General features: G+C 35.4%; 12 protein-coding genes. 2 read left to right on the top strand and 10 right to left on the bottom strand.

Annotation, left to right across the window (positions count from 1 at the left end; genetic code table 11):
- Nucleotides 1–133: 133 nt before the first annotated feature.
- From BK574_RS01530 to BK574_RS01510, 5 genes are all read right to left on the bottom strand, one after another.
- Nucleotides 134–1,312: a M20 metallopeptidase family protein gene (locus BK574_RS01530; RefSeq protein WP_078427190.1), complete on the bottom strand. Its 1,179-nt coding sequence runs from the start codon at nt 1,310–1,312 to the stop codon at nt 134–136.
- 17 nt (nt 1,313–1,329) lie between these two features.
- Nucleotides 1,330–1,980, bottom strand: coding sequence for an ABC transporter permease (locus tag BK574_RS01525; RefSeq protein ID WP_078427189.1), 651 nt, complete (start codon nt 1,978–1,980; stop codon nt 1,330–1,332).
- Between the two features lie 151 nt (nt 1,981–2,131).
- Nucleotides 2,132–3,022: a glycine betaine ABC transporter substrate-binding protein gene (locus BK574_RS01520; RefSeq protein ID WP_078427188.1), complete on the bottom strand. Its 891-nt coding sequence runs from the start codon at nt 3,020–3,022 to the stop codon at nt 2,132–2,134.
- Between the two features lie 166 nt (nt 3,023–3,188).
- Nucleotides 3,189–3,830, bottom strand: a complete 642-nt coding sequence (locus BK574_RS01515; protein ID WP_078427187.1) for an ABC transporter permease — start codon at nt 3,828–3,830, stop codon at nt 3,189–3,191.
- Entirely contained in the window at nt 3,814–4,968 is a 1,155-nt protein-coding gene (locus BK574_RS01510) for a betaine/proline/choline family ABC transporter ATP-binding protein (RefSeq protein ID WP_078427186.1), read from the bottom strand. Before BK574_RS01510 ends, BK574_RS01515 begins: the two co-directional genes overlap by 17 nt.
- 305 nt (nt 4,969–5,273) lie before the next feature.
- Here BK574_RS01510 and BK574_RS01505 point away from each other — a divergent pair, with 305 nt between their 5' ends.
- Nucleotides 5,274–5,822 carry a GbsR/MarR family transcriptional regulator gene (locus BK574_RS01505; protein ID WP_420796924.1) on the top strand — a complete coding sequence of 183 codons (549 nt, stop codon included), beginning with the start codon at nt 5,274–5,276 and terminating at the stop codon, nt 5,820–5,822.
- Between the two features lie 249 nt (nt 5,823–6,071).
- On the opposite strand, the gene pssA is transcribed toward BK574_RS01505, so the two are convergent.
- From pssA to BK574_RS01480, 5 genes are all read right to left on the bottom strand, one after another.
- Nucleotides 6,072–6,764, bottom strand: coding sequence for a CDP-diacylglycerol--serine O-phosphatidyltransferase (pssA, locus tag BK574_RS01500; RefSeq protein ID WP_078427185.1), 693 nt, complete (start codon nt 6,762–6,764; stop codon nt 6,072–6,074).
- 152 nt (nt 6,765–6,916) lie between these two features.
- Nucleotides 6,917–8,917 carry a hypothetical protein gene (locus BK574_RS01495; RefSeq protein WP_078427184.1) on the bottom strand — a complete coding sequence of 667 codons (2,001 nt, stop codon included), beginning with the start codon at nt 8,915–8,917 and terminating at the stop codon, nt 6,917–6,919.
- Nucleotides 8,892–9,791, bottom strand: a complete 900-nt coding sequence (locus BK574_RS01490; RefSeq protein ID WP_078427183.1) for an ABC transporter ATP-binding protein — start codon at nt 9,789–9,791, stop codon at nt 8,892–8,894. The genes BK574_RS01495 and BK574_RS01490 overlap by 26 nt, the downstream gene beginning before the upstream one ends.
- Nucleotides 9,784–10,173, bottom strand: coding sequence for a GntR family transcriptional regulator (locus tag BK574_RS01485; RefSeq protein ID WP_075386330.1), 390 nt, complete (start codon nt 10,171–10,173; stop codon nt 9,784–9,786). The genes BK574_RS01490 and BK574_RS01485 overlap by 8 nt, the downstream gene beginning before the upstream one ends.
- Nucleotides 10,174–10,523: 350 nt before the next feature.
- The gene (locus BK574_RS01480; protein ID WP_078427182.1) at nt 10,524–12,110 is read right to left on the bottom strand and encodes a M3 family metallopeptidase; all 1,587 of its coding nucleotides are present in this window, start codon (nt 12,108–12,110) and stop codon (nt 10,524–10,526) included.
- Nucleotides 12,111–12,424: 314 nt separating this feature from the next.
- On the opposite strand from BK574_RS01480, the gene BK574_RS01475 reads away from it, so the two are divergent.
- Complete coding sequence (locus tag BK574_RS01475) at nt 12,425–12,694, top strand: hypothetical protein (RefSeq protein WP_180320574.1); 270 nt, start codon at nt 12,425–12,427, stop codon at nt 12,692–12,694.
- The last annotated feature ends 236 nt before the right edge of the window (nt 12,695–12,930 follow it).

Genomic DNA, 12,930 nt, shown 5'->3' with positions numbered 1-12,930 from the left:
ATTAAAAAAAGCTGACTCAAATGGTAGACTCCTCCAACTTCGAACACTTTACTACCCCATTTAAGTAGCAGTTACTTTCAAAGTTCGAGGTGCCTGGCACCATTTTTTGAGCCAGCCTCTTGTTTTATTGAAATTAGTCCTTACTTAAGTAATGTAAGGCTGTAGAAGATAACACTTTTGCGGCAATAAGAAGCGATCTCTCATCGATATCAAACTTAGGATGGTGATATGGATAAATTGCACCAATCTCCTCATTTGCTGACCCAATAAAAACATAAGATCCAGGAACCTTTTGTAGGAAATATGAAAAGTCTTCCCCACCCATATTAGGTGGAATTTCAACGAGATCTTCTTTAGCTACAACCTTTTGTGCTGCTTCTAATAAAAGATTTGTTTCATTTGGATGGTTCCATGTTGCAGGATAACCACGTTTATATACATAGTTATACGAGCCACCAACAGCTTGACACGTACTCGCTGTGATATCTTCTATCATTTGTTCAATTCTATCTCTCACATCTTCGTCAAAAACTCTGACTGTACCTTTGATCGTCGCTCGATCCGCAATTACATTGCTCGCTTCACCAGAGTGTATTGAACCAATAGATAACACTGCTGGTTTTAACGGATCTGTACGTCTACTTACGATTTGTTGTAAATTACATACGAGTTGACTCCCCATCAGCACTGCATCTTTTGTATCATGAGGGAAGGCACCATGTCCCCCTTCACCAATCACTTCGATTTCAAAGCGGTCAGAAGCTGCTAATATATAGCCACTACGATACGCTAATTTTCCAACAGGAATATAGTTTTCCATATGAGGAGCAAAAATCGCATCTACCCCTTCTAAACAACCATCTTCAATCATGGCAATCGCGCCACCAGGTTCCATCTCTTCAGCATGCTGATGAATGAATACAATATTCCCCTCAATTTCATCTTTCACTTCACTGAGCGCTTTAGCCATTCCAAGTGCAATTGACGTATGCGCATCATGACCACACGCATGCATGACACCAGGTACCTTGGACTTATACGGTGCATCGGTTTGTTCATTGATTGGTAACGCATCAAAATCAGCACGAATCGCCACCGTTTTTCCTGGTTTACCACCAACTAGTTTCCCAACCACACCACGTTCACCTACACCCGTTCTAACTTCTAATCCAAGATTCTGTAAGTAATCCGCAATAAACTTAGGTGTCCGAACTTCTTCGAATGAAAGCTCTGGATGCATGTGTAAATCTCTTCTGATTTCTACCATTTCAGGGTAGATTGCTTCTAATCTTGCGAAAATTTTATTTAACATTTATTTCACCCTAATTTCTAAGCTGTTTTACTCTTAAGCCTTCTTTCTATTCTTCCTAATGTTACGTCTGCCAAAATCGCTAAGCCAGCAGCTGGAATTGCACCTGCATAAATTCGAAGGTCATTTCGAGTATTGATTCCAGAAATAATTTCTCTACCTAGTCCATCTCCACCAATGAATGGCGCGATGGAAGCAACACCAATTGCAATAACAGCTGCAACACGAAAGCCTGCCATCATAAAAGGTAAAGCTAACGGTATTTGCACTTTTGTTAATAACTGAAGAGCTGTCATTCCGATTCCTTTGCCTGCTTCAGAAATATGAGCATCAACTTCCTTTAATCCAACATACGTATTTCGGATAATTGGTAATAAGGAATAGAAGAATAAACCAGCTACTACCGTTGTAAAACCGAGTCCAAAGTAAAGCATTAAGATTGCTAGCAATGCTAAACTAGGAATAATTTGAATAATATTCGCTAATGAAAGAATAATAGGGGCAATTCTTTCAAACTTCGCACAAATAATACCTAATGGCACCCCTACAACTACTGCGAGTAATAGGCCGTAAATAACCATTAATAGATGGTCAAATGTTAATTCCAATAAATAGGACCAATCACTTATCATATAGCTAAATAGTTCTACTATAAAATTAAAGAACTCCATATTTTCACACCTTATTGGTTAAAAATTTACCTTTCAAGAACAGGCAGCATCTATAATCATTTTGTATTAAAGAATAGACTGCCTGTACAACAAGGTAGATTCCTTCTTCTATCAATAATATATCTCTGATAGAATGGTCATTAATTTTAGTTTATTCTAATAAACCAGCTTCTTTTAAAAACTCTACTGCAACTGTTTCTTCACGTTGTCCCTCAATATCTACTTTCGCAATAAGTTCTGTCATCGTTTGTGTATCGATTAAACCAACAATTAAATCAAATACTTCATTAAGTTCAGGATTTTCCTCTACTAAAGAATTATTTACAACTAAAGACGCATCATAAGGTGGGAAGAATGTTCTGTCATCCTCTAAAACTCTCATTTCTAACTCAAGAATTTGCGGGTCAACCGTATGTGCAGTTATAATATCAAGTCGGTCATTTTCGATTGCTTCATACATTAAGCGAACTTCCATACCTCGCTCATCACCAAATGAAAAATCATAGTGGTCTTGAAATGCTCTATACCCATCGTTCGGACGCTCTAACCATGAAGTATCCGTACCAAATCGCAATTCATCTGCGTAAGGTGCTAAGTCCGAAATCGTTGTAGGGTTGTATTTATCGACAATATCCTTACTTACTGCCATTGCATAAGCATTTTCAAACCCAATTGAGTCATACCATTTAAAATCAAAATGCTCATCAAAACCTTCTTGCGCCATTTGCATTGTTACTTGCGGATCATAATTAAACTCCACATCAAAATGGTTATTATATACTTCACCAGAGAATAATGTAGCAGCTACATCTAATTCACCTTGAGTCATCGCTGAAATAATTTGTGGACTTGCTGCGATATCTTTCGTAATATCGACTTCAAAATCAGTTCGATCTTCAACTAAAGCTTCAATCACATGAGCCATAATTTTAGGGTCTGTGTAGGACTGTGTACCCACCTTAATCGTACCTTCATCGTTACCGCCACACGCGGAAAGGACTAACAATAATGATGCAACACCTGTCATTAATAACTTTTTCATAATCAATTCTCCTCAGTTCTTTGTTTTTTTTGTTCTTTTTTATATAAGGGTTAAGGTATATGTTGGTCTTGATTGGACTTGCTTTTAGCAAAGAAAAGCATTGAATGAAACATCATTCATGTACCATCAGACTAACAACAAGAACCAACACCAAGCTTATACCAACCTATTTAAAAGCAACTTTCTTTTCAACTTTTCCTAAAACTAAATCAACAACTAGAGCTAACAATACCGCTAATAGTGTACCAGTGAAAATATAAAACTTATCATTAAATCCTAGACCTGCAAGGATTAAACCACCTAATCCACCAGCACCAATAATCGCAGATAACGTTGCCCAACTCACGATATAAACGGTCGTAATTCGAACTCCTGACATGATGTATGGGAAAGCTAATCTTAACTCAATTTGATATAAACGTTGAAACGTGTTATACCCCATACCTTTCGCTGCTTCAATAATCTCTGGGTCAATTGAATTAATTCCAGCATACGTATTTCTTAGTAAAGGTAGTAAAGAATACAGAAATAGTGCAACGATCGCTGGAGTCATTCCAATCCCAAAAAGGGGAATGAGCAAGGCAAGAAGCGCCACCGTTGGAATGGTTTGGAATATATTCGAAACATTAAATACGATAGATTGAAGAGCTCTCACCTTTGTTTTCGATAAAAAGATACCCAAAGGTATAGCTAATAATGATCCTAGAAAAACCGACACTAATGAAATAAAAATATGTTCCCCAAAGTAACCAAGGATTGTATCATAGCGCTCTTGCCAAAATTCGATATAATCAAATAGCAGTGTCATTCGCTATTCCCTCATTTCCATTGTCTGAATAGACATCAGCTAGCAGGCGGACGACACTTCCTCTTGTAATCACACCTAAAAATGTCTTGCCATTTACAACAGGAACATATCTGAGGTCATATTCATTCATTAAATCTAAAGCGATTTTCAATGATGTTCCGCTTGAAACAATATGTTTAATCGGTACCATTACATCAGCTAAAGTTTTGCCTTCTTCCCTATACTTCGCTAAAACATTAAAGATTGGTGCATGGCCTAAAAATTCACCATGTTCATCCACAACAATTAACGAGTCGACTCGTTTTTGCTCCATTAATCTCAAGCCTTGAGCCAAACCTCTTGTTGGGTAACTCGTTACTGGGTTTTCTACCATGACTTCGTCAACAGTCGGCACATTCCCGTTTTGTTGTTCTAATCTTTTTTTCCCAATAAATTCTACGACAAAATCATTCGCAGGATGACGTAATATCTCTTCTGGAGACCCACATTGTACAACCTCTCCGTCTTTCATGAGAATGATTTGGTCCGCAATCTTTAATGCTTCATCAATATCGTGTGTTACAAAGATAAATGTTTTTTTAATTTCTTTTTGTAGACGAATTAATTCATCTTGAAGCTGTTCACGACTAATCGGATCTAACGCACTAAACGGCTCGTCCATCAACACGACTGGTGGCTCAGCAGCTAATGCACGAATAACACCAATCCGCTGTTGCTGTCCGCCACTTAATTCAGAAGGGTAACGATCTCTATACGTTTCTGGAGCTAGATTTACTAAGTTTAATAGTTCATCTACACGTTGATCGATTCGTTCTTTATTCCATTTAAGTAGTTTAGGAACAGCTGCAACGTTCTCTGCGATTGTCATATGTGGAAACAATCCAATATGTTGAATAACATAACCTGTTTTTCTTCTTAGTTCTACAGGATCAATTTTAGAAATATCCTCACCATTTACATAGACAGTCCCTGAAGTGACTTCATTTAAACGGTTCAATAGTTTCATAGTTGTCGTTTTCCCACAACCACTAGGACCGATCAAAACATTAATTTCACCTTCTCTAAAATGAAGGTTAATGTTCTTTAATGCTTGAAACCCGTCATCATAAATTTTTTCTACATTTTCTAATTGAATCATATTTTCTTTGTTCCACTCCTTTATTTGAGCGTTCTAAATCTCTTTAACCGCTACAAATTTAATCGTTTGCGTCTCAATCACAAGATTAATTATATAGAACAAAGTATATTTTTGACAAAGTTCGTATAAACTTAATACACCTAATAAACTTCGTAAACTTTAAAGTTTACAAAGTTTATATTGTTTATGCATAAAAATGCTCTATATTCCTCTATATTTAATAGACAATCCTCTCTTTCCGTATTTTTTGTTACATGATAAAGTTGGGATAATTGAAAAGTAGAGCGATTGGGGGAGTGATAAGATTGGATAATAAAGAAAGATTAGAAAACATACACTACCGAATTATTGAACAAATCACAACTAACATGAAATTATATGGAGTCCCATCTACTGTTGGGCGGTTATTGGGAACAATTTACTATAATCGGAAGCCGATGACATTAGATGAAATGACCGAAGAAATCGGCATGAGTAAAACGCGGATGAGTCAAGCCATTCGAGAATTAACCGAACTTAACTTAGCTGAAAAAGTCTTTGAGAAAGGTGTTCGTAAAGATATCTACACCGTTGAACAAGACTATTACCAAACCTTTATTAGTCTTTTCAGTTCAAACTGGCGTAAAGGTATTAGTATGAATCAGACGTTCCAAAAGAAAATAATTGCCGAGCTAAAACAAATAATAGAAGACGAAAATTCTGATAAAGAAACGGTTGAAAAAGCGAAGGAATATTTAACAGAAACGAATGAAGTACTAGGTTTTTATAACTGGCTTACTCGTTTAGTAGAGTTCTTTGATTCCCAAGAAATCTTTGAACATGTCCCTAGAACGGAACAAAAAGAGGATAAGTAACCGAAGGAACCGCAGATCATTACCTCTGCGGTTCTTTTCTAATGGGATTTTTGAGTTTTTTTCAACTTTGGACTTTTTATTTTCAATTTCGGAAGTCTTATTTTCATTTTTCCGTTATTTTTTTTCATCTTCACTTTATTTATCGATTTCTCGACATAAATAAACAAAGTTCTACCTGTTAAGTAACAAAGTCAAAATCATAAAGGCTAAAAGTTCGACTTGAGCTGTTAGCTAAAGACTACAAAATTTCTAATCAAGCTCTTTTTTATTTTTCCCGCGAACAAACCGATAGGCTAAATATGCAATATACAATGGGGTTGCGATATAGATTAAGTAAGGAAACTGTCCATAAAACCCTTGATATATAACAAATATAGCACAGCCTAAAAAGATGGTTACGATTGTCCCGTATTTAGGAAGTGGTACTTCTTTTAAACTTGGGATTTTTAATTTACTTACCATTAAAAAGCAAAGTGCAGTGAATACAACCGTGGTGATAATATTTGGAATAAGCTCTCCAAATAAAGTTAAAATCGCTAAAATTCCACCAGCAGCTGTTATCGGTACACCAACAAAATAGTTCATTGAAGATTTTGTGCTTACGTTGAACCGCGCTAATCGATACGCGCCAAACAACGGAAACAGACCCGCAATTATAATACCTAACAATTCAAATTGATAAAAATATGTATAGTACACTAAAAATGAAGGCGCTACCCCAAACGTTACGATGTCTGCTAATGAATCTAATTCTTTTCCTAGAGCACTATCCGCTTTTAACATTCTTGCGAGTCTTCCATCCATACTGTCTAACATCATTCCAATAAGAATTAAAATTGCTGCGTTTTTGTACTCTCCACTCGCGGCATACCCGATTGATAAGAAACCACAATACAAATTCCCCAATGTAACAAGATTCGGGATGCTTTTCGTAAATCGCATTCATTGTCACCACTCTACGTCAACTAAATTTTCTAATACGTATATTAATAAAAACAAAAATAACCGTTTCTGTCAAAACTTATTTATGTTTTGTACAATAATAAGGAAGAGACTGCACTATTTCGTGTCAGCCTCTTCCTTATTATTACAATTTAGTTCTTAAAATACTCTTTAATAAATTCAGGTTCCTCTCCCTCAGGAAAAGTATAGAAATCAGGGTAAGAATGTTGATGATAGAAATAAGCAATAATATATTTTCCGCGATTATCCCACCCTGAAGTTTGCAACACTTCCTCAAGTTGCATTGGATCTTGAATTCTCATCCCATCTTGTTTCAATTCAAAATTCCGATCTAATTCATATCTATGAATATATTCGTAGATATCACTGTTTGATTCGTTTTTAAATACAATGGCATGTGAAATATCCTCTGATGTTACCCTTGCTTGATCCTTTAACCCTTTTTGTTCTAACCAACGCTCTACCTCAACATAAGACTTTTTCCATTGCGTACTTATACGCTTATCATTCGCCCACAAATATTCAACTTGAGCCCAAGGTTCACGAATATCTGTCATATCTGCATACGTTTCCTTTTCAATGTCTGACGTTAAAACTTGATGGAATTCCAACATATCCTTTGGATCGGTTAAAACAACTCTTTTTCCTAGATTAGCATGTATGGTGACTCGATCTAACTCAGATAAATCATCCACCAACATAACAGGATTTTGATTGTATTTATGTTCTTCCGACTCAATAATTGGTCTGTAAAAATCATCATACACTTCAACTGGAATACGATATTGGCGAACTAACGTCTCTCCACTTTCTAAATCGTAACCCAAAACGACAAACCCTGTATCCCCACTATAATTTTCTATAGCATTCTGATCTCGAACAATTTGTTCATGGAAAAGACGAATATTTTTAATATTTTCTTCTTGTTGATAGGAATAGCTTGGTCTTATTTCTTTTTCAGTCTCCCTCTCAACCACTCGATTTTCTTCCATTAAATAATAAAGACCATCAGCCATATATACTTTTTTAACTTCTTCGAAATCTGGTACTTTTTTCTCATAACCCAAAACATCGAATTGCATGACAAACCCAACAAAGATAATTGCCATTGTATACGCAACATAGCCTTTCCACTTATCAAATACACGCCATGACTTCTCTAAAATCATTTCGGCAATGAAGTATCCAATTAGAGACACTGCAATATACCCAAATAAGATCCAACCTAACTGACCATTTTGAGTTCCACCGAAATATAATCCACCAACTAGCATGGAACATATAGTGATTCCGTACTTAAAGACGGGACGAAGTGATCGAAAAGCAATTGCCTGAGTCGCACTTTCTACATCCCTATTTTTATAAATCAATAACGCTCCAACATAAAAAACGATAATAAACACGAAATAAACTACAATCTCACTCATTGTAAGTGGCGTATGAGATAATTCTGTCACTCTAACAAATGGAAGTATTCTTTCTATGTTTTTCGTTAAATAATATTCACCTGCAAAACCAAACCAAAAAAATTGTAAATTCATAACAGTGAGTACAGATATTCCTGTTGGGAATATAAACATGATATATATAAGTGCCCCTTGTAAAACAGACATCCCTGTTAACATCGCTACAAATACACCTGCAAAAAAAACAAATAAATTGAACAACAATGTAGTGCCTACCCAACTCATAACAGATTGAATGGACAAGTATTCTACATGAGGTAACATCGTTGCTAATACGAGTAAGATAACCCCTGTTAAGAAAATAGGGATAAATAATATGACGATACCAAGCAACGCATGTTGATTAAAAAGACTTTCTCTATTCAACGGTAAGCTATGTATAAAATCACTAGAGAGCTTTACTTGCATATAGCGAAAGATGAAAATCGAAAGTAATACGGGTAATAAAAACATTAAGAATACTTGAAATTCTATAGAAATGGAAAACAAACTCGTTGTTGTGTTTCCAAAATAGTGATGGTCGCTACCATCTCTTGTATATGCCATAAGAAGCTGTAACGGCAAAGCAAACAGTAAGCACAAAAAATAAGCAATTCCGACCCAGCCGACACTTCTTAAATCTTGGATGAAAATCCCTCGATTAAACGATAATGTTTTCGATAGCATAGCCGACATCCCTCATTTCGTAAATAAATATTTCTTCAAGCGTTAATGGTAATACGTCAAATATAGCAGGATGAAATGATTGAATATGTGAAGTCACTTTCTCTTCGTTACCTCTTACAATGTATAACCTTACACTCCCCCGCTCTTCTTTATACAGCACATCTAAACCATGTAAAAAGATAGGTGGAACATCATGTTTGAAGGCGACTTGGATTTTATGAATGTCCGATTTTAAATCATCTAAGTCTTTTTCGATGATAAGTTGTCCTTGATGCAATATTCCAATTTGATCACAAAGGTCTTCCACTTCCCTTAAGTTATGAGAGGAAATCATAATCGTCATTTCCCGCTCCGCTACATCTTGGATCAGTAAGTTTTTTACATTTTTACGCATGACAGCATCTAGTCCATCGAGTGGTTCATCCAATATCAACACTTCTGGCATAGTTGATAAAACTAACCAAAAGGCTACTTGTCTTTGCATCCCTTTAGACAGACGATGAATTTTCTTATTGATATCAATTGGAAAAACGTCTTGTAATCTTTGAAACCGTTCCTCATTCCAATTTTCATAGATACTTTTATAAAAATCTGCAGCTTGTTTGATCGTCGTATTAGGAAAGAAAAATAAGGCATCAGCTAAAAAAATAATCGATTGCTTACGTTGTACATTTTCAAAAACAGATTCGTCACCAATTAAGACTTCGCCCGAATCTTGTTTATAAATGCCCGCAATCATTTTTAATAGTGTCGTTTTACCTGCACCATTAGAACCGAGCAGCCCATAAATAGAGCCTTTTGGAATTTGAACAGTTAAATTTTTTACCGCTTCAATTCCTTCAAATTCTTTACGAAGGTTATTTACTTTAATCACGTTCTTCTCCCCCTTTCACGGATTGTTCAGCGATCGCAATGAGCGATAAGATGTCTTCTTTTTTCATACCGTGATACATAGCTTCAGATAAAAGCTTAATTAATTCTTGTTTCATTTTTTTCACCTTTTCATCATTTATCGTTTCTGATTGAGGGGCCACAAATTTCCCCTTGCCTGGAACCGAGTATATGTATCCTTGATGTTCTAACTCGCGGTATGCTTTTTGGATTGTGTTTGGGTTTATAGTCAACTCTTGCGCTAAAGCTCTAACGGACGGAAGTTGTTGGTCTGGTAGAAAAACCTCATGGATAATCAACTCTTTTAGCTTCTCAACTAACTGTTCATAGATTGGCTTTCGACTACGGATGTCTAATTGAAACATGACTTCCTCCTTTCTAGAAATTTTTCTTTCGAGCTCATTTCGTATTATGTTCACTAACTGTACTATTTACCGTATTACAGTTTTATTATATATGACTTTTAGGAGATTGCAACCGTTTTTTTCTTAATCGAAACTTAGTCATATTAAAATAAAAAAAGCTGACTTCTCAGTAAAAGTCAAACACTTCTATAATGAAGAATTACTACCTATTTCATCAGTAATCTTCAAAAATAAAGAGTGTAGACTTACTGGAAGTCAACTATATTGTTTCGTTTAAACTTCGGAATAAATGGAAACCAAAGTAGATTCTGTTCTTTTTCAAATCTTGAAGTGGAAGTCTTAACGCCAGCTTAATTGGATAAAAACTGTTTAACAAAGTAACTAGGATTAAGAGATTCGCCTGTTGCTTTTTTTATCTTATCGTTCCAATGTAATGAGGCACCTGGTTCAATAAACTCCTTGATCAAATATGAACCGACTTCATTTGTGAATAAATCCTTCGATACATGAGTTTCAATATAGCTTTGTAACTGGGATGCTGTTAATTCGCCTAATAAGTAATTTTGATAAGAAACAGGCGCTAAGGAGAAATGCATTTTAGAAGCCCAGTCTGGATAATTTGTATGTTCAGGAGAATGAATATACTGTATCTCCTCGACTAATTTCCACCATAACCCATTTAAATCTTGATCAGGATTTTCATACAGTTGTCTTTCAAAATAAGTAAATGTCATGATCCAACGTGCAGATACGAGCATTTGACGTTGTAGCATTTTTTTAATCGAAGGTCGCATTTCATCTAATTGATTACGTTCAATCCCAAGAAAACGTTCTTTCCAACTATACATCTTCGTCATACGTCCAAACAATAAAGCAATAGCTTCCGTCGTCAACGTATGGGAGTGAAACCTCAACATAAAAGGGAGATTTCGGTCAATGTATTTAAAATAGGTTGCATGCCCTAATTCATGTAATAATGCAGTGCACCAAAATAAACTTGGATCAAGATTTACGAGAATCCGAACATCGCCTTCTCGGTTAATATCTGTACAAAATCCAAACGGGTTTTTATTCTCCCGTGGATACAAGTCGCTTTTTTTTAGAACATCTTCTACCTCTAGCCCCATGGCCCGAAATGTTTCATTAGCAACTACTACTAAATCTCTTCGCTCAAAACATTGGTCAAGATCAATTCCAGCAACGGGTGGTGCTTCTTGAAAAAATGGATCGGTATAATGCCAAGGGCGAAGTTCATGTTTTGGAATTCCCCACTTACCTACCATTTCTTCATCAATTTCCGCCTTTATTCTTTGGAATGGTTCATCCGATTCTTTCTTCAAATTTTCAAAAATACTAAACACATGATCGATCTCTAATTCTTGAGTTTCAAAACTCATTTGATAGAAATTATCATACCCCAATGCACGTGCATCATCATTTCGCTTATGTATTAGTTCTAGAATTTGTTTTTCTAACTTTTTCCCAATCCGCTTACTGGCTAACCAAGCTTCTTTTCTAGTTTGAGAATCCTGACAAGTTTTGAGAATATCATGAATCTCATTGTTTGTTGTTTCTTTCCCTTGGATGACAGGGCGAAAAGAATTGAAAGTTTGTGAAAGTTCTTTTTCTTTTTTTAACGTTTGGGCTAAGGTTTCTTTGCTTAACTGATTTTTAACCATCTTTCGATAAAGATCTTCTAGCTGACGGTGTTGAATGTTAGGATGATTATTCTCTTTTCTTAAAGTAAGGACCTTTTGGATTAGCTCTGGATTAGCAAAATGACTAAAGTAATCGTTTAATGCAGTTTCATGTTTTTCATTCCATTCTCTTTGACCTGTCGTAGCAGCCATCCAATGGTTAAACAGGACAGATTGATAGAGAGGCTTGATCGTTTCATTTTGTTGATTTAAAAAAGTTTCAATGTTCACTGCACACATATTATCACTCCTCGTAGAACACTATATTGCCATACTAACAGAAGAGCAGTAACAATATCTCAAAACATTAATAATTTCACAATAATTACAAATTTTTTCAAAACCTATATTACAAGCATTTGGTTTATTAGTCCTACCTTGTCACTTTTAGCTGACACGCTGCATACGATGGATTTAAGAAGTAGGTATCAACCCTTATTTTTCTGAGCAATACTCTGTCATCTTTAGAAAACAAATAGAAAAGTAGGGCTTTCATTACAAGCTTGTTATCGGAAATAAGTTTCATAAATTACACTTTTGGAAGGAGTGATTTCATGCCAAAGTATAGAAAAATACCTGTTACCGTAGAAGCGGTAAAAATCACACGAACCATTACAATCGAAACATCTGAAGGTGCTGTAAAAGGACTTCCTGGAGATTATTTAATTACTGAAGCAAATGGCGATCAATATCCTATTAGAGCAGATATTTTTGAAGCGACGTATGAACGTGTAAAAACGCATAAGGACGTCAAAATGTTTATGAAAAAAGTGTTCCGAAAAATGAAGCGAAAATCAAAAGACATTTTTATGAATGAACAATAAAACGAGCGCAATTTATCTAAAATATCATTTAATATGATTTATGGGCACCTAGGATTTCAAACCCATTTAATAGAAGGAAAAGAAAAAGTGAAAGCCATCCTTTCATTATCTCCTGAAAGCACGGCTATTTTTTCAAATGCGAAAGACCCTTGTATCCATTCATTGTGGAAAAAAAATACATTTACTATTATTAAAATAATGTTAAGTTTTTTTCACAATATCCAAAAACCTTGATG

It is taken from the genome of Alkalihalobacterium alkalinitrilicum, assembly GCF_002019605.1.
Taxonomy (GTDB): Bacteria; Bacillota; Bacilli; order Bacillales; family Bacillaceae_F; genus Alkalihalobacterium; species Alkalihalobacterium alkalinitrilicum.
Note: the sequence above shows the minus strand (reverse complement) of the source record. Positions and strands in the feature narration are given on the sequence as shown.